The sequence below is a fragment of the Hydrogenophaga sp. LT287 genome (genome assembly GCF_055702805.1).
The window spans coordinates 82,559-101,949 of record NZ_JBVPZC010000009.1 but is presented as its reverse complement, the minus strand read 5'-3'; the positions used below and the strand labels follow the sequence as shown (position 1 = coordinate 101,949).

The window sequence follows — 19,391 nt, the reverse complement described above, 5'->3', positions numbered from 1 at the left end:
TAATTAATGAAAACGACCATCAGGGAAAACCCGCAAATCTGTTACTAAATTTCAACCCAGCGCGCGGGCAGCCCCCATCAAGGCCGGCGACTGGGCCGACGTAATCACCCACACCGGCAGCGCGCTCAAATAGGGCTGAAACCGGCCCTTGGTTTCAAACCGCTCGCGAAACGGCGAGGCGTCAAACCAGGAGCCCAGGCGCGGCACAATGCCGCCGCCCACGTACACGCCACCGCGCGCACCCAGCGTGAGCGCCAGGTTGCCGGCCACCGAGCCCAGCATGGCGCAAAACAGGTTCAGCGCTTCCAGCGCCTGCGGGTGCCCGGCTTTCAGGGCGGCGTCGCTCACGTCGGCAGCACCATTCACACCGCCCACGCTCACACCATCGGCTTCACACAGCAACAGGTAGGTGTCCAGCAGGCCCTGGCCGCAGGTCACACGCTCGGCCGAGGCGTGCCCGTAGCGGCGAATCAAACCGTCCATCACCAGCCGTTCGCGCGGTGTGGTGGCGGGCAGCGTCACGTGGCCACCCTCGCCTTCCAGCGGTACCCAGCCCCCGAAACCATTGGGCAACAAGCCCGAAACACCCAGCCCGGTGCCGGCACCCACCAGCCCCATGGCCGCGTTGGGCTGCGCCATGCCGCCGCCCACCTGGCGCAGCTCGTGCGCCGGCAAGTCAGGCAGCGCCAGCGCCAAGGCGGTGAAGTCGTTCAACAGACGCAGCGTGTGAAAACCAAACTCGGCCTTGACCGCCGCTTGCGAAAACGACCAATGGTGGTTGGTCATGCGGATCTGATCACCCGTGATCGGGTTGGCAATGGCAATGGCCACCGCGTGCGGCGTGCCGCGCCCCAGGGCGCTCAGGTAGGTTTGTATGGCGTGCTGCAGCGTCGCGTGCTCGGCGCAAGGCAACACCCGCACATCGGTGATGGGTGCGCCAGCGCCAGCTTGCCAGGCAAATCGGGCGTTGGTGCCGCCCACGTCGGCGAGCAGGCGGGGACGGTCGGAGGTTGAAGAGGACATAGGGTGAAAACCACAAAACAGATCGGTCCCGTGCCGTCAAAAACGGCTCGAACGAGTCCGGATTATGCGGGACACGTAACTCAGTTACCAGCCATTCACCGCAAAGGCCTGCGCATCAACCGCCGATCAAACCCCGTGCGAACGCGCCCACCGCACGATGTCGGCCGCGCCCATGGCGCCGGCCTGGCGCGCCACCTCGCGCCCGCCCACAAACAGCGCCAGCGTGGGGATGCTGCGAATGTTCAGGCGCGCGCCCAGGTTTTGCTCGGCCTCGGTGTCCACCTTGGCCAGACGCATCTGCGGCTCCAGTTGCTGGGCGGCTTGCTCAAATGCGGGCGCCATCATGCGGCAGGGGCCGCACCAGGGCGCCCAAAAATCCACCAACACCGGTACCTGTGAGCGCGCAATGTGTTTGTCAAACGCGGCCTCGTTCAGCGCCACCGGATGCCCGGTGAACAGGGGGCGGTGGCACTTGCCGCAGTCGGGCGCCTGGCCCAGGCTGGCGCTGGCCACGCGGTTGGTGGTGTGGCAGTGGGGACAAACAATGTGCAGGGATTCGTTGGACATGGTGGCTCCGTGGGGGGGTGTGACGCTTCAGTTGGCGGTCAGCGCCGAAAAATCAAGACACCCCGGTGGGTATACCCACCTTACACGAACTGCGCGATCAGGCTGGCGCCCCAGCTCAGCAGCAGCGTGGTGGTGAACGGCAAAAACCAGTCGCGACCCAGAAAGCGGAAGCGGACATCACCCGGCAACTTGCCCAAGCCCAGCTTTTGCAAAAACGGCGTAAACCAGCTGATGAGCAGCAGCGCCAGAAAAATGACGATCATCCAGCGGATCATGGGCAGCCTGTTGAAAAACGGGATCCAGCGGTCATGGCGATCACAGCCGGTGCGTGCGGTCGCCGTGGGAAAAGCCCAGCGGTTCCCAGCCCGTGGCGCTGGCGGCAGGCGCCAGTGCGAGCACCTTGAACAACTCGCCCATTTCGTGTTCGTTGACCAGCTTTTGCATCATGACGTTGTCGCGCACGCTGGCGTTGCGGGCCAGGTCGAGCAGACCGCAGTTGAACAAAAAACGGCCTTGGCTGGTGTAGCCCAGCACCTGCATGCCGGCGTCTTGCGCGGCCAGCGCCACGCCGGTGAAGTTCACGTGCGCGGTGATGTCTTTCAAGCCCAGATCGGTCAGCGGGTGGTGGTCGGTGCGGTGGCCGCGGTGGCAGATCAGCGTGCCCATGTGGCGCTGCGGGTGGTAGTACTCGGCCTCGGGGAAACCGTAGTCGAGCAACAAGGCTGCGCCGCGCTGCAACCGGTCGGCCAGCGTTTTGACGAAGGCCTCGGCCTGGGGGTGGATTTCGGTCAGGTAGTCGTGCACGCCTTCTACCTCCACCGGTGGGCGCAGCGCAGTGGGCCGGTCTGCCCAGGCGAGCTCGCCGGCGCTGTCCAGCGCCACGCCACGCTCCAACCAGGCGCCGCTGACCCGCGCCAGCAGCTGCACCGGCATCGCGTCCAGCACCTCGTTGCCCAGCACCACGCCTTCAAAGCGCTCGGGCAAGGCGTCGGCCCACCGCACCACACCCGCGTAGGCGGCCAGGGTGGCCTGCTGGCGCTCGCGCAGGCTGCCGGACAGGTCCACGATGGTGTAGCGCCTGGGCATGTGACCTTGGGCGGTCAGCGCGTCCAGCACCTGCAAGGCCAGCGCGCCGGTGCCGGCGCCAAACTCCCACACCTCGTCGGTGCCGGTGGCGCTCAAGGCCTGCGCCACCTGGGTCGCCAGCGTCTGGCCAAACAGGGGGGTGAGTTCGGGCGCGGTCACGAAATCGCTGCCCTGCCCGTCCACACCCCCGGGCATCTGGCCAAATTTGGGGGTCTGGTTGGCGTAGTAGCCCAGCCCCGGCTCGTACAGCGCCATGGCCATGAAACGGTCAAACGGCAACCAGCCGCCGGCCTCGGCCATGGCCTCATGCACCCGCTGCAGCAGGGCGATCGTTAAACTAGAAGGTTCTGTCATCAAGGGGGTGCTCACCCTCAGATTGTCGCCCAATGTCCCTCGCTTCCCTCCCTGCGGCTGCTGCACAGCCTGCGCACCGCACCGTGCTTGTGACCGGCGCGGGCAAACGCCTGGGCCGCGAAATTGCCCTCAAGCTGGCCAGCGCCGGCTGGAACGTGGCGGTGCACCACCGCCATTCGGTGGCCGACGCCCAGCAAACCGCGGCCGACTGCGACGCGCTGACCGGCCGTGCAGGCAGCGCCCACCCGTTCTACGCCGACCTGGCCGATGAGACCAGCGTGCGGGCCCTGCTGCCCGCGGTGGTGGCGCATTTTGGTGCGGTGGATGCGGTGGTCAACAGCGCGTCCACCTTTGAGCACGACAGCGCCGAGAGCTTTGGCTTTGCCGCCATGGAAACCCACCTGCGGGCCAACACGGGTGCCGCCGTGCTGCTGGCCCAAGCGCTGCACGCCCACCGGGTGGCGGTGGATGGCCAGGGCGACGCCGCCGTGGTCAACCTGCTGGACCAGAAGCTCTGGAACATGAACCCCGACTTTTTCAGCTACACGCTGTCCAAGGCGGCGCTGGAAGCGGCCAACACCATGCTGGCCATGGCGCTGGCGCCGCGCGTGCGGGTGGTGGGCGTGGCCCCGGGCCTCACGCTCACCAGCCACATGCTCAGCGACGACAAGTTCGAGGCGCTGCACCGCCAGTCGCCACTGGGGCGCTCGTCCACCCCGGAAGACGTGGCGGCCACGGTCGCGTTTGCGCTGGACAACCGATCCATCACCGGCACCACCTTGCTGGTGGACGGTGGCCAGCACCTGATGCGCTTTGAACGCGACTTCTCGCTGATGTAACCCGCCTCGCGGCCCAACCTGTACCGTCCGTCATGAACACACCTTTTGCGCCGCAGGCCGGCACCCAAATACTGGCCCTCACCGGCCTGCGCTTCGACGCCAACCTGGGCATTTTGGAGCACGAAAAAACCAGCCCGCAGCCGATCCAGGTAGACGCCGAGCTGAACCAGGGTACGCAGCCGCTGCTGCCGCACGACGACGACATCAGCCACGTACTGGACTACCGCAAGGTGCGCCAGCTGATCATTGACGAATGCACCGCCGAACACGTGAACCTGCTGGAAAGCCTGATTGGCAAACTGACCCGCCGACTGATGCAGATGCCGGGTGTGGTTGGCGTGCGGGTAAAAATTGCCAAACTCGAAATTTTTGACGACTGCGAAGTGGCGATTCGCATGGAAAGTGGCCAATGGTGAACACGATGGAAACCACAACGAACGCCCCTGGCTGGGTCGACCCCACCCTGGACGACACCAGCCCCACCGAAGCACCGGCCGCCGAATACGGTGCCGCGGGCAAGCAGCAGCGCGAAAACCACAAGCTTGAAAAACGCCTGTGCCGTGAAGTGGGCCGCGCCATCGTGGACTACAACATGATCGAGGAAGGCGACCGGGTCATGGTCTGCCTCTCGGGGGGCAAAGACAGCTACGGCATGCTCGACATCTTGCAAAAGCTGCAGGCCCGCGCGCCCATCAACTTTGAGCTGATCGTGGTGAACCTGGACCAGAAGCAACCCGGTTTCCCCGAGCACATCTTGCCCGCCTACCTGACGAAACTGGGGGTGAAGTTCCACATTGAAAACCAGGACACGTATTCGATCGTCAAACGCGTCATACCCGAAGGCAAAACGCTGTGCAGCCTGTGCAGCCGCCTGCGCCGGGGCATTTTGTACCGCGTAGCGAGCGAGCTGGGCGCCACCAAAATTGCCCTGGGCCACCACCGCGACGACATTTTGCAGACCCTGCTGCTCAACATGTTTTTTGGCGCCAAGCTGAAGTCCATGCCACCCAAGCTGGTGAGCGACGACGGCCAGCACGTGGTGATCCGCCCCATGGCCTACGTGGCCGAAAAAGACCTGAGCCGCTGGGCCGAGCTGCGCGAATTCCCCATCATTCCCTGCACACTGTGTGGCAGCCAGGAAAACCTGCAGCGCAAGCAGGTGGGCAACATGCTCAAAGAATGGGAAAAGAAGTTTCCAGGGCGCATTGAAAACATGTTTTCGGCCCTGCAAAACGTGGTGGCCAGCCATTTGCTGGACACCAAGCTGCACCCGTTCACCACCCTCAAGGCCACGGGTGTGGCCAGCGAAGACGGTGACAAGGCGTTTGACGAGGAGCCCTTGCCGGCTCCAAAATTTGACGCAGAGGACTTGCTCACGGACGCCGGGAACGCTACGGTCACCAAAGCCGTGATACCCATCGCCACGGCGCACTGACCCCTCTTTGGGGACTGGGCGCCACCCACCTGCCGGAGGCCCCATGACGAAACACCCGCTGCATGCCCCACAACGCACCACCCGGCTGCGCCCCATGACGGCGGCGTTGGCCGCGCTGGCGCTGAGCCTGTTGAGCGGCTGTGCCAGCGTGTACCTGGTGGACAACCAGGTGCAAAGCTTTGCGCGCTGGAGCGACGCCGCCGCCACAGCCCCGGCGGCCGTGCCGCAGGCGCCACAAACCTACCGCTTTGAACGCTTGCCATCGCAAGGCGCCGGGCCGGGCGCAGCCGGGCAAGACGCACTGGAAGACCTGGCACGTGTGGCGCTGGCCAAGGTGGGCTGGTCGGTGCACGATGCGCCCACGGCAGCCCCCTGGACGGTGCAAGTGAGCGCCGGCACCTTGCGGCTGCCCCGCGCGCCTTGGGAAGACCCGTGGGACGGCTACTGGGGCGGTTTGGGTTTTCCGGGGCGCGACTACGCGGTCACAGCCAGTGGGCACATCATCTGGTCGCCCGTGTTCATGCGCATGGACATGCCGTACTACAAACGCGAGGTGTCGCTGGTGGTGCGCCACGCGGCCAGTGCGCGGGTGGTGTACGAGTCGCGGGCGGCCCACGAAGGCCGCTGGAACAGTGCGCCCGAGCTGTGGAGCGCCATGCTCGACGCAGCCCTGCGCGACTTCCCCACGCCACCGGACGGTGTGCGGCAGGTCAACATCGAAGTGCCGCGCTGAGGCAGCGCAGGCGCCCGCCCGCTTCAGCGCGCGGCGCCGGTCGTGCGCTCCAGCAGTTCACGTATGGCATCGCCCAGCGCGTCCATGCTGTCTTGTTTGCCCATCACCTCGGTCACGCCCGCCGCCGCTGCAGCGGTCAGCAGCTGGTCGTTCACATGGCCTGAAACAATGGCCACGCGCAAGCCGGGGCGCCACTGCGCCAGGGCGCTGGCCACGTCCACACCCGACATGCCGGGCATGTTCTGGTCGGTCACCACCAGGTCCACCGGTTCTTGTGGGTGGGCGCGCAGCCAGTCCAAGGCTTCTTCGCCCGAATTGAACGTGCTGGCGCGGTAGCCCTGCTTGCGCAACAAGCGCCCCACCAGAAACACCATGGCCTCGTAGTCGTCGATGTAGACGATGTGTTTGCCCGGCGCCGCGCTGGCTTCGGGCGGCGCACTCGGCGGTGGCGCATCTGTAGCCACCGCCGTTTCGGCGCCGGCCAGCGGCAGGTACACATCAAAGCGAGCACCCTCACCGGGGCGGCTGGCCAGCGCAATAGCGCCGTGGTGGGTTTTGACAATACCGTGCACCACCGCCAGCCCCAGCCCGGTGCCAGCACCCGGCGCCTTGGTGGTGAAAAACGGCTCAAAAATGCGGCGCTGGATGTCCGCGTCCATACCCGGCCCGTTGTCGGCCACGCTCAGGCAGGCGTAAGCGCCGCTGGGCAAATCGTCGCCCAGCAGCAAGGCCTGGGCGGCGTCCAGGCGCACCTCCCGCAGCGCCACGGTCACGTCGCCCGAACGGCCCTCCATGGCTTGCCAGGCGTTGGTGCACAGGTTCATCAGCACCTGCTGCATTTGCGTGGCATCGGCCACCACCGGCAGCGTGGCCGACGGCAACCGGGCGACCAGCTTGATGCCCGCCGGCAGCAGCGAGCGCATGAGACCCAGCGCCTCCTCCACCAGGAGCGTGAGCGGCTGGCGCTGCATTTCCTGCGTCTGGCGGCGGCTGAAGGTCAGTATCTGCTGCACCAGCTGGCGCGCCCGAATGGCCGCGCGGCTGATTTCGGTGAGGCTTTCCTGGGCCGGGTGGTGTTCGCCCACATCTTCACGGGCCAGCACCAGGTTGCCCAAAATGGCGGCCAGCAGGTTGTTGAAATCGTGCGCCACCCCGCCGGCCAGGGTGCCAATGGCCTCCATTTTTTGCGACTCGCGCAACTGCGCTTCCAGCGCACGCTGCTGGGCTTCGGCCTGCTTCAGTTCGGTGATGTCGGTGTGGGTACCCACCATGCGCAGGGGTTGCCCCGCGTCGTCGCGGGCAATCACCATGCCGCGCGAAAGCACCCATTTCCAGGTGCCGTCCTTGCATTGCACCCGGTGCTCGTTGCGGTACACCGGGGTCGTGCCGTCGAAATGCGCGTGCCGGTCGGCGGCCATCTTCGCCACATCGTCCGGGTGGGTACGTTCGTCGAGTGCGGCGGCCAGGTTGGCCAGATCGGAGTCGCCAAAGCCAAACATGGCTTTGATGCTGGGCGACAGGAATTCCTCACCCGTTTTCAGGTTCCAGTCCCACACGCCGTCGCCCGCGCTCTCCAGGGCCAGCCGCCACAGGGCTTCGCTCTGGCGCAGCGCCATCTCGGTCTGTTTGCGGTCGGTGATGTCGAGCAACACGCCCACCCGCACATGGCCCTCGTGGTCAGAGGCCACCGCACACGACCGGCGCAGCAGCCATTTGATTCGGCCGTCGGGTAGCACGATGCGGAACTCACCCACCAGATCCACGGGCCCCTGTGCAATCTGGTTCACATCCTGCTCCAGCTGCGGCTGGTCGTCGGGGTGGCGGTAGCGGGTCACCAGCATCGGGTCGCGCATCAGGTCTTCGGGCGAAAACCCGTAAATTTCTTGTACCCCCGGGCTGACAAACCGAAAGCTGCGCCATCCGTTGGGGGCCACATGCACCACAAACACCATGCCGGGTATCTGCGTCGTGATCAGGCGCAACTGCTCTTCGCTGTGGCGCAGCGCCTGCTGCGCGCGCACCGCTTCGGTGATGTCTTCCACCGTGCCCTCGTAATAGCAGAGCTGCCCTTGGGCGTCGCGCACCGTGTGGGCGTTTTCGCTGACCCACAGGCGCTCGTCGCCACCGTGGCGGATCACCTCAGAGACAAAACCCCGCACAAAACCGTGGTGCGCCAACAGGCTTTGAAACTCGGTGCGCCGGCCAGGCACCGTGTACCAATCGCTACCGATGCGGTTGACGTTGGTCAGCATCTCGGCTTCAGACTCATAGCCGTTCAGTTGCACCAGCGCGGGGTTGGCACGCAGCATCGCGCCTTCCGCTGAGCTGCGGTAGGCGCCGATGGGCAAAAAATTGAACAGGGACGAAAAGTCTCCGGCCAAGGAAGGGTCTGGCATGGACATTTGCACATTCTGTCGCAAAGCCTTGCGGCGTTGCGTGAAAAATGCGGGGGATTCAACTCCCACCCATTGCGCAGCCGATCGAACAGCCAGCGCCGCCCGGCGCATGCCGGTACAGTGCGCTTTTGCACCCACCCAAGGACATCCCCTTGCAAGTCACCCGCATTTTGGCCGTGCGCCACGGTGAAACCGCCTGGAACCGCGACACCCGCATCCAGGGCCACACCGACATTGAGCTGAACGAACACGGCCGCTGGCAGGCACAGCAACTGGCGCAGGCGCTGCGCGAGGAGCCGATTGCCGCTTTTTACGCCAGCGACCTGAGCCGCGCCCACGAAACAGCGCAGGCCGTGGCCACGCTGCACAGCGGCCAGGTGACCACCCACACGGGCCTGCGCGAGCGCTGCTTTGGCCGTTTTGAAGGCCACACCTGGGCCGACCTGGAAAGCCGCTGGCCCGAGGACGCGCTGGCCTGGCGCAAACGCGTGCCCGACTTCGCACCGCCCGGCGGTGAGTCGCTGGTGCAACTGCAAGCCCGGGTGGTGGCTGCGGTCACCGAACTGGCCGCGCGCCATCCCGGTGAACAGGTGCTGATGGTGGCCCACGGCGGGGTGCTGGACATTTTGTACCGCGCCGCCACCCGCCTGGAACTGCAGGCGCCGCGCAGCTGGGAGCTGACCAACACCGCCATCAACCGCCTGCTGTGGACCCCCGAAGGCCTGAGCCTGGTGGGCTGGGCCGACACCCACCACCTGCAAACCGGTGCGCTGGACGAGCGCACAGCCTGAGAAAGCGCCAGCGGGACGGGTCCAGGGTCAGCCAGCGCCCACCACCGGGGCAGACGATGGGGATGGCGCAACCGGCTCGTCGCGCGCAATCTGACCATCGACCAGTTCCACCAGGCGGTCGCAGCGTGCGGCCAGCCGGGGGTCGTGGGTCACCACCACAAACGACACGCCGCGCTCGGCGTGCATGCGGCGCAGCAGCACGAACACCTCGTCCGAAGACGCCGTGTCCAGGTTGCCTGTGGGTTCATCGGCCAGCACCAGCGGCGGCTCCATCACCAAGGCACGGGCAATGGCCACCCGCTGCTGCATGCCACCTGACAGCTCGGACGGGCGTTTGTCCATGGCCTTTGACAAACCGACCGCGTCCAGCAGCTCACGGGCGCGGGCCAGTTGCTTGGCGCCCACCCGTCCCTCGGCCATGAGGGCGGGCATGGTCACGTTTTCCAGCGCGGTGAAGGCCGGCAACAGGTGGTGAAACTGGAACACGAAACCGAGCATCAGTCGCCGGCGCAAGGTCAGTTCGGTGTCGCCCAGGTCTTGCACCGCCTCGCCCTGCAGGCGGTAGCTCCCCGCCGTCATGCGCTCAAGCAATCCCACGATATGCAGCAGCGTGCTCTTGCCCGAACCGGAAGGCCCCATCAGCGCCATGAATTCGCCCGTGTTCACGCGCAGCGACAGGCCGTGCAGCACCTCGGCCTCGGAGGGCAGTCCGGCGTTGTAGGTCTTGCGCAAACCGTCGAGCTCGATCAACGGGGTGGGTGACGGGGTTACAAGTTCTGCCATGTGCGGTGGGGCCTGCAGTCAGATGCGGATGGCCTGCGCCGGGTCCATGGCGGCCGCACGCCGCGCCGGCGCCACGGCCGCCAGCACTCCGCACACGGTGGCGAGCAAGGCGATCTGCACGGCCAGCGCCGGCTGCAGGGTGATGTTGAACAGCGGCAGCCCATCGGCGCCCCGCACAAAGGTGGTGAACAGCCAGATCAGCACCACCGCCAGCACCAGCCCGAGCACCGAACCCACCGAACCCAACACCGCCCCCTGCAGCAGAAACACCCGCAATACCTGGCCTTGCGTGGCGCCCATCGCACGCAAGATGCCAATCTCGCGGCTCTTTTGCACCACCGACACCACCAACACACTGGCGATGCCCAGCACCACCACCACCAGCACCACACCCCGGATCAGGCTGGTGCTGACCGACTGTGCGTTCAGTGCTGAAACCAGTTGTGCATTGCTTTCCTGCCAGCTTTCCACCTGGTAAGGCAACTGGCGGCGCAAGTCGTCGGCCAACGCCTGCGCCGCCCACACGTCGCGCACGGCGAGGTCGATGGTGGTCGCACCACCGGGCAGGTCGAGCAGGCTTTGGGCTGCGCGCAGCGGCACGATCACGGTGCGCCGGTTGAGCTCTTTGACACCCAGGTCCACCAGCGCGGTCACGCGCACCGCGTCGCTGACCAAGGCGGTCTGGACCGTGAAGCGATCGCCCACGCGCACGCCCAGGTCGGCGGCCAGGTCGCGCCCCACAATGGCTTCACCGGGCGCCAACCGTGCCACGCCGCTAACCACCTTGCCGCGCAACCCGACGATGCGGTCGTAGCGGTCCAGATCAACGCCCATGAGCGAAATAGACTGCGTGGCCTCGCCCCGCAAGGCCAGCCCCGCGCCGGCCACCATGGGCGAGACGGCGGCCACGCCGGGCCGCTGTTCAAGCCCGGGCAACAGCGCCTGCCAGTTGGCCACCGAGCGCAGGCGCTGGGCGCGCGGCTGGGTTTCGGTCAGCGTTTGGGCCCCCAGCACGCGCTCGGCGGCGGGCACCACCACATCGTCGGGCGAGCGCAGCGTGATGTGCGCCTGCGCGCCGAGGGTTTTAGCCAGCGTATTTTCCTGAAGGCCACTAATCAGCGCCGAGATGTAGGCGATCACCGCCACCCCCGCCGCCACACCGACCATGATCAACACGGTCTGCATGCGCCCCTCGCGCAGAAAACGCATGGCCACCCGAAACTCGAAGCCGAGCAGCGCAGTGATGGCGTTCATGGCGCTCAGCGCCCCATGGTGTTGGTGAGCGCCGAGCCGGCGTCCTGCGCCGACGCAGCAGCGCGCGCCGAAGGCCCCGCCACCGGCCGCGCACGCACCCGCTGCCCCGCTTCCAGCGCACCACCCAGCAAGACTTCGTCGCCAGTGGCCAGCCCTTCCAGCACCTCGACCGCATCCAGCGTTCGCAGCCCCAGGCGCACGTCGCGGGCCTGGGCACGGCCATCCACCCGCACCAGCACATAGCCGGCAGCACCGGTGTCACCAGGCGCGCTGGCCACGCCATCGCGCAACGCCGCCAGCGGCAACACCAGCGTACTGTCGCGCCGGGCGGTCTCCACCTCGACCGACAAGGTCATGTCTTCGCGCAAATAAGGCGGCGCCGCCTCCACCAGCGCAAACCGCACCTCGATGGCGCCCCGCTGGGCGTCCACCGCCGGGGCAATGGACAACACCCTGGCCATGAAGCGCTGCGCGGGGAACGCATCGGCCACGACCGCAGCGGTCTGGTCCGGGCGCAGCTGGTCCAGAAAGCGCTCGTCCACCTGCGCGCTCAGCTGTGTCGGGCCAGCCAGCGCCAGGGCCATGAGCGCCCGGCCCGGCTGCACAATCTGGCCCGGCTCCACGGTGCGTGAGAGCACCTGCGCATCGGCTGGCGCACGCACGCTGGCCTGCGCCTGGCGCGCCCGCGCCGCCGCGCTGGCCGCTTGCGCCACCGCCAGCTGGGCCTGCGCCTGCGCAAGTTCGGTACCCGCCTCGCCCACAGCCTGGTTTTGCGCCCGTGCGCTGGCCTGCTGGGCCTGAGCCACGGCCACGGCACGCCGGGCATCGTCCAGCCGGGCGGCGCTCAAAAAGCCCTGGGCCACCAGCTGCTCGGTGCGGGCCAGTTCTGCCGCTGCCGCGCGCAAGGTTGCGTCCGTCTGGGCCACGGCGGCAGAGGCCGCGCTGCGCCCCGTGCTGCGCAAGCCGGCCAGGCGCGCCTGGGCTTGCTGCTGGGCGGCCTGCGCCTGCGCCCATGCCGCGTCCAGTTCGTCAGACTCCAGCCGCAGCAGCACGTCACCCTGGCGCACGGCAGCGCCCTCGTCCACCAGCACCTGCGCCACCCGCCCGGTGATGGTGCTGCCCACGTCCACGCGCGAAAGGGCGGCCACGCGGGCCGAAAACTGCAGCGTGCGCACCAAGGGGGCAGATTGCACGGTGACAGCATCAATCACCGGCCCCCGCATGAACAGCCAGGCGCCCCACACGGCGGCCACCACCAGCACGGCGCCTGCAACAACAAGCCGGCGGCGCCCTGCCGGTGCCGAGGCCGCCCGGCTCACAGGCCCGCCTCAAACAAACCGTCGGTCTTGGGCGGTGCCACACCCAGGTGGCGGTAAGCCGCCAGCGTGGCAATGCGCCCGCGCGGCGTGCGCTGCAAATAACCCTGCTGAATCAGGTAGGGCTCAATCACGTCTTCGATCGTGTCGCGCTCTTCGCCAATGCTGGCCGCAATGTTGTCCAGCCCCACCGGCCCGCCATCAAAGCGGTGAATCACGGCTTCCAGCAGCTTGCGGTCCATCAGGTCAAAGCCCTGCGGGTCCACGTCGAGCATGGCCAGCGCGCGGTTGGCGATGTCCAGCGTGATGGTGCCGCTGCCCTTCACATCGGCGTAGTCGCGCACGCGGCGCAGCAGCCGGTTGGCAATGCGCGGTGTGCCGCGCGAACGCCGCGCCACTTCCATGCCGCCGGCCTCGTCCATGGGCGCGTTCAACAGACCCGCGCTGCGCTTGACGATGCGTGCCAGCTCTTCAGCGGTGTAAAACTCCAGCCGCGCCACAATGCCAAAGCGGTCGCGCAGCGGGTTGGTGAGCATGCCCGCGCGCGTGGTGGCGCCCACCAGCGTGAAGGGCTGCAAATCGAGCTTGATGCTGCGCGCGGCCGGGCCCTCGCCGATCATGATGTCGATCTGGTAGTCCTCCAGCGCGGGGTACAAGATCTCTTCCACCACCGGGCTGAGGCGGTGGATCTCGTCGATGAAAAGCACATCGTTGGGCTCCAGGTTGGTCAGCAGCGCCGCCAGGTCCTTGGGTTTCTCCAGCACCGGGCCGCTGGTCTGGCGCAGGTTGACGCCCAGCTCTTGCGCAATGATGTGGCTCAACGTGGTCTTGCCCAGGCCGGGCGGGCCAAACAGCAGCACATGGTCCAGCGCTTCGTTGCGCATTTTTGCCGCGCCAATGAAGATCTCCAGCTGCTCGCGCACCTTTTGCTGGCCCACGTAGTCGTCCAGCAGCTTGGGGCGCAGCGCGCGCTCAATCGCCTCTTCTTTCGGCGAAGCGGGCGCCGCCGACACCATGCGGGGCGCGGGGGCGAAGTCGTCGGTCTGGATGCTCATGGGTTCAATCTGCAATCGTCACTTGGCCAGCGCCTTCAGCGCCAGCTTGATACCGTCGCTCACGCCCACCTCGGCTGGCAGCAGCTTGAGCGCGGCGGCCGCATCTTTTTCACTGTAGCCCAGCGCCATCAGCGCCTGCTGAATGTCGCTCTGCACATCGCTCTGGGCCGGGCCGGCGCCGGGCAGGCCCAGGTCGGCACCGAGCTTGCCCTTGAGCTCCAGCAGCAGCCGCTCGGCGGTTTTTTTGCCAATGCCGGGCACCTTGACGATACGCCCGCTGTCTTGCGCGCTGATGGCCTGAGCCAGGTCGCCCACGCTCATACCACTGAGCACACTGAGCGCCATGCGCGGACCCACGCCCGAAATCTTGATGAGCTGGCGAAACGCCTCGCGCTCTGGCGCGGTGCCAAAGCCATACAAAATCTGCGCGTCTTCGCGCACCACAAAGTGCGTCAACAGCGACACCCTTTCACCCAGGGCAGGCAGGTTGTAAAACGTGCTCATGGGCACATCCACCTCGTAACCCACGCCATGGCAGTCGATGAGAAGTTGCGGTGGATTCTTTTCCAGCAGCGTGCCGGTCAACTTGCCTATCATTGGGGGATTCCTTGTTTCAGTCGTTGGCCGGGCCGCCCACCCACAGCGGAACCCCTTGCGGGGCCTTGGCGCAGCCAGAGCGGGGACCCTTCACCTTGATGGATTATCGGTTTGATTCTCAGACACACCTTCTCCCCGCCCGACAACCTGCGCATGGGCCACCTCTGCGGCCCCATGGACAGCCACATCCGCAGCATTGAAGCGGCGCTGCAGGTCAAGGTGGCGCACCGCTTTGAGCAGTTCCGCATTGAAGGCCCGAAGGCCAAGGCCAACCAGGCGCTGGAAACCCTGCAGGCGCTGTACGAGATGGCGAAGAAGCCAATTCCGGCCGAAACCGTGCAGCTGATGCTGAGCGGCGACACGGCGCTGGCCGAGCCGGGCGACGGCGCACTGGCCATGCAGACGCGCCGCGGCGAGGTGCGCGGGCGCACGCCCAACCAGGCGCGCTACCTGGAAAACATGGCCACGCATGACATCACCTTCGGCATTGGCCCGGCCGGCACCGGCAAGACGTATCTGGCCGTGGCCTGTGCGGTGGACGCGCTGGAGCGCAGCGCGGTGCAGCGCATCGTGCTCACCCGCCCGGCGGTGGAAGCGGGTGAAAAGCTCGGCTTTTTGCCCGGCGACCTGGGCCAGAAGGTCGACCCGTATTTGCGCCCGCTGTACGACGCGCTGCACGACCTGATGGGTTTTGACAAGGTTCAGAAAGCGTTCGAACGCCAGCAGATCGAGATCGCGCCGCTGGCCTTCATGCGCGGGCGCACGCTCAACCACGCCTTTGTGATCCTGGACGAGGCCCAGAACACCACGCCCGAGCAGATGAAGATGTTCCTCACCCGCATCGGCTTCGGCAGCAAGGCCGTGGTCACCGGCGACGTGAGCCAGATCGACCTGCCGCGCACCCAGCTCAGCGGCCTGATCGACGCCGAGCGCGTGCTCAAGCGCGTCACCGGCATTGCCTTCAACCGCCTGACCAGCGCCGATGTGGTGCGCCACCCGCTGGTGGCCCGCATTGTGGACGCCTACGATGCCCGCAGCCCCGACGCTGACACTGACGAAGCCTTGCCAGCGAAACGCCCACGCCGCAAGACGGTCTGAGACTGCAACCACCATGCCCCTGCCTACCCTCAACCTCTCACTTCAGTTCGGCGCGCTCGCCGACGCCGCCACCCACCGTGCCGCCCTGCCCCGCCACACCGTGGCCCGCTGTATCCGCCACGCGCTGGAAGCGAATGCGGAAATCACCGTGCGCATCGTCGATGCCGAAGAAGGCCAGGCCCTGAACCGCGATTACCGGGGCAAGGACTACGCCACCAACGTGCTCACCTTCGATTACGAAACCGACCCGATGGTGATGGCCGACCTGGTGTTGTGCGCGCCCGTGGTGGCCCGCGAAGCCACTGAGCAGGGCAAGACACTGGGCGAACATTACGCGCACCTGCTGGTGCACGGCACCCTGCACGCCCAGGGCTGGGACCACGAAACCAGTGAGGCCGATGCCGAGGAAATGGAAGCGCGGGAAGTTGAAATTTTGGCGGGCCTGGGACTGCCCAACCCCTACGCCTGAGCCCAGGCGCTCAAACCATTCGCAAGGGAATGGTCACCGGCCCATCGTTGACCAGATGCACCTGCATGTCGGCACCAAAGCGCCCGGTTTGCACCAGCGGGTGCTGGGCCCGCGCCGCTGCCACCAACTGGTTGTAAAGCGCCTCGCCCAGCGCGGGCGCGGCGGCCCCGGTGAAACCCGGGCGGTTGCCGCTTTTCGTATCAGCGGCCAGCGTGAACTGGCTGACGATCAGCAAGCCACCGCCCACGTCCTGCACGCTGCGGTTCATCTTGCCCGCGTCATCGCCAAAAATGCGCAGCTTCAGTATCTTGGCCAGCAGCTTCTGGCCCACCGCTTCGGTGTCCTCCGGCTCAGCGCACACCAGCACCAGCAAGCCAGCGCCAATCTGACCCACCGTTTCCCCGGCGATCACCACGCGGGCTTCGCTCACACGCTGCAGCAAGGCGATCAAATCAGGTCCTTTTCGTCGTCAAAGTGGGCTTCCACGTCGCTGGGCAGCAGCTGGATGGTGGCGCGCAAGCCGGGCACCGCGCTCATCAGTGCCTGCTCCACGCTGGTGCGCACCGCCGCCGCACGGCCGAGCGACCAAGCGGCTGGCATGTGCATGTGCACGTCCAGAAACCTGCGCTGGCCGGCTTTGCGGGTGCTCAGGTGGTCAAACCGGATGATGGCCGCCTCGCCATCCTGGCTGGCAAAAACCGCCAGGGTTTCCTGAATGGTGGCCATGATCTCGGGCTCAACCGCTTCGTCCATCAGCCCTTGCGACGAGCGCCACATCAGGTGAACGCCTTCTTTCAAAATGTTCGCGGCCACCGCCATGGCCACCACCGGGTCCAGCCAGAGCCACCCTGTGAAATGCACCATGGCAATGCCAATGACCACGCCCGCCGACGTCCACACGTCGGTCACCAGGTGTTTGGCGTCGGCCTCCAGCGCAATGGAGCGGTGCTGCCGTGCGGCCCCAAACATCACCCAGGCCAGCAGGCCATTGAGCGCCGAGCTGGCCACCGACAGCGCCAGACCCCAGCCCACCTGCTGGATCGGCTGCGGGTCCAGCAAGCGGTGCGTGGCCGCCCAGAGGATGCCCAGCGCCGCGACGATGATCAGAATGCCTTCGAAGCCGGACGAAAAATACTCGGCCTTGTGGTGTCCGTAGGGGTGGTCTTCGTCGGCCGGGCGCGCGGCAATGGTCACCATGACCAGACCAAACACCGCACTGGCCAGGTTCACCAGCGACTCCATGGCGTCAGACAGCAAGCCCACCGAGTCGGTGATGACCCAGGCCAGGGTCTTGAGCGTGATGGTGATCAGGGCGACCACGACCGACGCCATGAGCAGGCGCCGCGGGGTGAGGAAACGGGCAGCAATAAAGGACATGCTGGGATTGTCGCCCAGCGCCTGCGGCAGCCCATGCCAGAATCCGCCACATGAAAAAGTCCTGGCAGGCGATAGCGGCATGGGTTGCCACTGGCACGGTGCTCGCGGTGGTGGGCGGTGTGGTGCTCGCCCGGCTGGAAATCGACCGCCAGCGGCAGGCGTTCGAAACCGATGCGCGCATCGTGCACCGCTTGCTGAGCCAGCAGGTGGTGCAGCACGACGCGATTCTGGGCTCCCTGGCCCTGCTGCAACCCAGCCCCGAAGCCCCCGGCGCAGCCCCGCCTGAGCAGCGCCTGCCAGCGCTGTACCCGCATATCCTCGCGGTGCAGCGGCGTGACCGTGGTCAAACCTGGCCCGACGCCGCCCTGAGCGCCGCCGAAACCGACTCACGCCTTGCCCGCCGCGCCGCGCTGGCGCAGCCCGACCTGAGCAGCGGCCGTTACCGCCTGGTGTTCGCCGCCGAACCCACTGCCTACGCGCTGTCCATCGACTTGCGCGGCATGGTGCCCTGGAGCGACTGGCCCATGGAGCCCGAGACCAGCCCAGTGAGCGTGGCCCTGGAAGATGGGAGCCAGCGCTTTGAAGTGCAGCCGGGCGACACGCGCGCACTTGCGTCGGGCGGTGGTTGGCGCTTCGAGTTCAACAAACCCCTGGCGTCTGAGAGCCAGCCCTTTCAGGTGGTTGCCCTGCGGCACCTGGGCTGGGGCCAGCTGCCCTGGCTTCGCATGTTGGCGTGGTCACTGGCGGTGGCGGCGGTGCTGTCGGTGCTGGCCCAATTGCAGCGCCAGCGCACCGCGCGCCGGAGGGCTGAAGAATTGCTGCGGCTCGGGCAGGTGGCCAGGCTGAACATGCTGGGCGAGCTGGCCGCCGGCATGGCCCACGAGCTTAACCAGCCACTCACCGCGGTGCTCGCCAACACGCAAGCCGCCCAGCGGCTGCTGGCCGAAGACCCACCCGAGCAGGCCACCGCTCGCGACGCCATGGGCCAGGCGGTTGCGCAAGCGCGGCGCGCCGTCGATGTGGTGGGGCGGTTGCGCCGTGCGGTGGAGCGCCCCGAGTCGCGCGGCGAGTCGCACCCGGTGGACCTGGCTGAAACCCTGCGCCGCGCCTTGCACCTGCTGGAACCCGAGTGCCAGCGGCGCGGTGTTGTGCTGCAGTTGCATGCACCCGAGCCCGTGCACGTCAGGGCGGACCCGGTGGCGCTCGACCAGATCGTGCACAACCTGCTGATGAACGCTTTGCAGGCGCTGGAATCGGTGGACGTGGCAGCCCGTAGGCTTACCTTGACCGTGGCGCGCAGGGGTGCCCAAGGCGAGTTGCAGGTCGCCGACTCCGGGCCGGGCATTGCGCCCGAGCTTTTGCCGCGCCTGTTTGAGCCCTTTTTCTCAGCGCGCGAGGGTGGTCTTGGCTTGGGCCTCACGCTGTGCGAAACGCTGGCCACTGGCATGGACGGATCGCTCACCGCGGCCAACCGCCCCGAGGGCGGCGCACTGTTCTGCTTGCGCCTGCCTTTACAGGACACCGCGACATGACAGCCAGCCGCTCCAACGCCGCCGCGGGCAGCCTGCTTTCGCCCACCATCCAGTTGATTGACGACGATCAAGCGGTACGAGAAAGTCTGGCGCTGCTGATCGGTACCGTTGGGCTGCGGGTCATGACCTGGGCCGATCCGCAGGCGTTTCTGGCGCATTTCGACCGAGACGGCATTGGCGCCATCGTGCTCGACGTGCGCATGCCCGGCATCAGCGGCCTGACCGTGCTCGACACCTTGGTTGCGCAAGGCGTGGACCAGCCGGTGATCATGCTGACCGGTCACGGCACGGTGGACATGTGCCGCCGCGCCTTCAAGGCCGGTGCCGCCGAGTTCCTGGAAAAGCCGGTCGACGACGAGTTGCTGATCGAGACGCTGCAAAACGCGGTGCGCCAGCACGTGCGCTCGCGCGAGCGCCACCAGGCGGACCGCGAAGCGCGAGAGCGGTATGCGCAGCTGTCGGAGCGCGAGCGCGAGGTGCTGGGCTTCATCGTCGCGGGCTTGACCAACAAGGAAATTGGCCGCGCGCTCGACCTCTCGCCGCGCACGGTGGAAACCCACCGTGCCAACCTGTTCGCCAAGCTGCAGGCCGAGTCGCTGGCGCAGCTGATCCGCCGCTATGCCGCGCTGGTCGACGCTGAAGGTGCCACTCCGTAGTTTTACGGAGCCCCGCGCGTAGCCGCCCGA

The 19,391-nt window shown here is 66.8% G+C and carries 21 protein-coding genes; 9 read left to right on the top strand and 12 right to left on the bottom strand.

Features of this window, described 5'->3' with window-relative positions; genetic code table 11:
• Positions 1–51: 51 nt before the first annotated feature.
• The 4 genes from glk to AC0GNR_RS09555 form a co-directional block, all read right to left on the bottom strand.
• Complete coding sequence (gene glk / locus AC0GNR_RS09570) at positions 52–1,023, bottom strand: glucokinase (RefSeq protein ID WP_472900727.1); 972 nt, start codon at positions 1,021–1,023, stop codon at positions 52–54.
• 126 nt (positions 1,024–1,149) lie between these two features.
• Positions 1,150–1,590: a thioredoxin TrxC gene (gene trxC / locus AC0GNR_RS09565; protein WP_472900726.1), complete on the bottom strand. Its 441-nt coding sequence runs from the start codon at positions 1,588–1,590 to the stop codon at positions 1,150–1,152.
• A gap of 80 nt (positions 1,591–1,670) precedes the next feature.
• On the bottom strand, positions 1,671–1,865 hold the full coding sequence (locus tag AC0GNR_RS09560) for a DUF2905 domain-containing protein (protein WP_439113043.1): 195 nt from the start codon (positions 1,863–1,865) through the stop codon (positions 1,671–1,673).
• A gap of 40 nt (positions 1,866–1,905) precedes the next feature.
• Positions 1,906–3,030, bottom strand: coding sequence for a class I SAM-dependent methyltransferase (locus AC0GNR_RS09555; protein ID WP_472900725.1), 1,125 nt, complete (start codon positions 3,028–3,030; stop codon positions 1,906–1,908).
• A 32-nt stretch (positions 3,031–3,062) separates the two neighbouring features.
• On the opposite strand from AC0GNR_RS09555, the gene AC0GNR_RS09550 reads away from it, so the two are divergent.
• The 4 genes from AC0GNR_RS09550 to AC0GNR_RS09535 are packed head-to-tail and all read left to right on the top strand — an operon-like array spanning position 3,063 to position 6,037.
• The gene (locus AC0GNR_RS09550) at positions 3,063–3,869 is read left to right on the top strand and encodes an SDR family oxidoreductase (RefSeq protein ID WP_472900724.1); all 807 of its coding nucleotides are present in this window, start codon (positions 3,063–3,065) and stop codon (positions 3,867–3,869) included.
• A gap of 32 nt (positions 3,870–3,901) precedes the next feature.
• Entirely contained in the window at positions 3,902–4,285 is a 384-nt protein-coding gene (locus AC0GNR_RS09545) for a dihydroneopterin aldolase (protein WP_472900723.1), read from the top strand.
• A 5-nt stretch (positions 4,286–4,290) separates the two neighbouring features.
• Entirely contained in the window at positions 4,291–5,304 is a 1,014-nt protein-coding gene (gene ttcA / locus AC0GNR_RS09540) for a tRNA 2-thiocytidine(32) synthetase TtcA (RefSeq protein ID WP_472900722.1), read from the top strand.
• A 43-nt stretch (positions 5,305–5,347) separates the two neighbouring features.
• Positions 5,348–6,037, top strand: a complete 690-nt coding sequence (locus AC0GNR_RS09535) for a DUF4136 domain-containing protein (RefSeq protein WP_472900721.1) — start codon at positions 5,348–5,350, stop codon at positions 6,035–6,037.
• Between the two features lie 23 nt (positions 6,038–6,060).
• Here AC0GNR_RS09535 and AC0GNR_RS09530 read toward each other — a convergent pair whose 3' ends face one another.
• Complete coding sequence (locus AC0GNR_RS09530; RefSeq protein ID WP_472900720.1) at positions 6,061–8,433, bottom strand: hybrid sensor histidine kinase/response regulator; 2,373 nt, start codon at positions 8,431–8,433, stop codon at positions 6,061–6,063.
• Positions 8,434–8,585: 152 nt separating this feature from the next.
• Here AC0GNR_RS09530 and AC0GNR_RS09525 point away from each other — a divergent pair, with 152 nt between their 5' ends.
• Positions 8,586–9,224, top strand: a complete 639-nt coding sequence (locus AC0GNR_RS09525; protein WP_472900719.1) for a histidine phosphatase family protein — start codon at positions 8,586–8,588, stop codon at positions 9,222–9,224.
• A 27-nt stretch (positions 9,225–9,251) separates the two neighbouring features.
• Here AC0GNR_RS09525 and AC0GNR_RS09520 read toward each other — a convergent pair whose 3' ends face one another.
• The 5 genes from AC0GNR_RS09520 to ruvA are packed head-to-tail and all read right to left on the bottom strand — an operon-like array spanning position 9,252 to position 14,229.
• Positions 9,252–10,007, bottom strand: a complete 756-nt coding sequence (locus tag AC0GNR_RS09520; protein ID WP_472900718.1) for an ABC transporter ATP-binding protein — start codon at positions 10,005–10,007, stop codon at positions 9,252–9,254.
• Positions 10,008–10,025: 18 nt separating this feature from the next.
• The gene (locus AC0GNR_RS09515; protein WP_472900717.1) at positions 10,026–11,261 is read right to left on the bottom strand and encodes an ABC transporter permease; all 1,236 of its coding nucleotides are present in this window, start codon (positions 11,259–11,261) and stop codon (positions 10,026–10,028) included.
• 5 nt (positions 11,262–11,266) lie between these two features.
• Positions 11,267–12,580, bottom strand: a complete 1,314-nt coding sequence (locus AC0GNR_RS09510; protein WP_472900716.1) for an efflux RND transporter periplasmic adaptor subunit — start codon at positions 12,578–12,580, stop codon at positions 11,267–11,269.
• Positions 12,577–13,632, bottom strand: coding sequence for a Holliday junction branch migration DNA helicase RuvB (gene ruvB / locus AC0GNR_RS09505; RefSeq protein ID WP_472900715.1), 1,056 nt, complete (start codon positions 13,630–13,632; stop codon positions 12,577–12,579). The genes AC0GNR_RS09510 and ruvB overlap by 4 nt, the downstream gene beginning before the upstream one ends.
• Positions 13,633–13,650: 18 nt before the next feature.
• Complete coding sequence (ruvA, locus tag AC0GNR_RS09500; RefSeq protein WP_472900714.1) at positions 13,651–14,229, bottom strand: Holliday junction branch migration protein RuvA; 579 nt, start codon at positions 14,227–14,229, stop codon at positions 13,651–13,653.
• Between the two features lie 111 nt (positions 14,230–14,340).
• Here ruvA and AC0GNR_RS09495 point away from each other — a divergent pair, with 111 nt between their 5' ends.
• Positions 14,341–15,327 carry a PhoH family protein gene (locus tag AC0GNR_RS09495; RefSeq protein ID WP_472900713.1) on the top strand — a complete coding sequence of 329 codons (987 nt, stop codon included), beginning with the start codon at positions 14,341–14,343 and terminating at the stop codon, positions 15,325–15,327.
• Between the two features lie 13 nt (positions 15,328–15,340).
• Positions 15,341–15,796, top strand: coding sequence for an rRNA maturation RNase YbeY (gene ybeY, locus AC0GNR_RS09490; protein ID WP_472900712.1), 456 nt, complete (start codon positions 15,341–15,343; stop codon positions 15,794–15,796).
• A gap of 10 nt (positions 15,797–15,806) precedes the next feature.
• Here ybeY and dtd read toward each other — a convergent pair whose 3' ends face one another.
• A complete protein-coding gene (gene dtd / locus AC0GNR_RS09485; protein WP_472900711.1) occupies positions 15,807–16,247 on the bottom strand; it encodes a D-aminoacyl-tRNA deacylase in 441 nt (146 codons plus the stop codon).
• Positions 16,244–17,173 (bottom strand): cation diffusion facilitator family transporter, encoded by a 930-nt coding sequence (locus AC0GNR_RS09480; RefSeq protein ID WP_472900710.1) that lies wholly within the window; start codon positions 17,171–17,173, stop codon positions 16,244–16,246. The genes dtd and AC0GNR_RS09480 overlap by 4 nt, the downstream gene beginning before the upstream one ends.
• A gap of 50 nt (positions 17,174–17,223) precedes the next feature.
• Here AC0GNR_RS09480 and AC0GNR_RS09475 point away from each other — a divergent pair, with 50 nt between their 5' ends.
• Complete coding sequence (locus AC0GNR_RS09475; protein WP_472900709.1) at positions 17,224–18,705, top strand: sensor histidine kinase; 1,482 nt, start codon at positions 17,224–17,226, stop codon at positions 18,703–18,705.
• Positions 18,702–19,361, top strand: coding sequence for a response regulator transcription factor (locus tag AC0GNR_RS09470; RefSeq protein ID WP_472900708.1), 660 nt, complete (start codon positions 18,702–18,704; stop codon positions 19,359–19,361). The genes AC0GNR_RS09475 and AC0GNR_RS09470 overlap by 4 nt, the downstream gene beginning before the upstream one ends.
• Positions 19,362–19,391: the final 30 nt, after the last annotated feature.

Bases quoted from the DNA above. Each gene is read 5' to 3' on its own strand.
- glk (WP_472900727.1), bottom strand. From the start codon at position 1,023: ATGTCCTCTTCAACCTCCGACCGTCCCCGCCTGCTCGCCGACGTGGGC.
- trxC (WP_472900726.1), bottom strand. From the start codon at position 1,590: ATGTCCAACGAATCCCTGCACATTGTTTGTCCCCACTGCCACACCACC.
- AC0GNR_RS09560 (WP_439113043.1), bottom strand. From the start codon at position 1,865: ATGATCCGCTGGATGATCGTCATTTTTCTGGCGCTGCTGCTCATCAGC.
- AC0GNR_RS09555 (WP_472900725.1), bottom strand. From the start codon at position 3,030: ATGACAGAACCTTCTAGTTTAACGATCGCCCTGCTGCAGCGGGTGCAT.
- AC0GNR_RS09550 (WP_472900724.1), top strand. From the start codon at position 3,063: ATGTCCCTCGCTTCCCTCCCTGCGGCTGCTGCACAGCCTGCGCACCGC.
- AC0GNR_RS09545 (WP_472900723.1), top strand. From the start codon at position 3,902: ATGAACACACCTTTTGCGCCGCAGGCCGGCACCCAAATACTGGCCCTC.
- ttcA (WP_472900722.1), top strand. From the start codon at position 4,291: ATGGAAACCACAACGAACGCCCCTGGCTGGGTCGACCCCACCCTGGAC.
- AC0GNR_RS09535 (WP_472900721.1), top strand. From the start codon at position 5,348: ATGACGAAACACCCGCTGCATGCCCCACAACGCACCACCCGGCTGCGC.
- AC0GNR_RS09530 (WP_472900720.1), bottom strand. From the start codon at position 8,433: ATGCCAGACCCTTCCTTGGCCGGAGACTTTTCGTCCCTGTTCAATTTT.
- AC0GNR_RS09520 (WP_472900718.1), bottom strand. From the start codon at position 10,007: ATGGCAGAACTTGTAACCCCGTCACCCACCCCGTTGATCGAGCTCGAC.
- AC0GNR_RS09515 (WP_472900717.1), bottom strand. From the start codon at position 11,261: ATGAACGCCATCACTGCGCTGCTCGGCTTCGAGTTTCGGGTGGCCATG.
- ruvB (WP_472900715.1), bottom strand. From the start codon at position 13,632: ATGAGCATCCAGACCGACGACTTCGCCCCCGCGCCCCGCATGGTGTCG.
- ruvA (WP_472900714.1), bottom strand. From the start codon at position 14,229: ATGATAGGCAAGTTGACCGGCACGCTGCTGGAAAAGAATCCACCGCAA.
- ybeY (WP_472900712.1), top strand. From the start codon at position 15,341: ATGCCCCTGCCTACCCTCAACCTCTCACTTCAGTTCGGCGCGCTCGCC.
- AC0GNR_RS09480 (WP_472900710.1), bottom strand. From the start codon at position 17,173: ATGTCCTTTATTGCTGCCCGTTTCCTCACCCCGCGGCGCCTGCTCATG.
- AC0GNR_RS09475 (WP_472900709.1), top strand. From the start codon at position 17,224: ATGAAAAAGTCCTGGCAGGCGATAGCGGCATGGGTTGCCACTGGCACG.
- AC0GNR_RS09470 (WP_472900708.1), top strand. From the start codon at position 18,702: ATGACAGCCAGCCGCTCCAACGCCGCCGCGGGCAGCCTGCTTTCGCCC.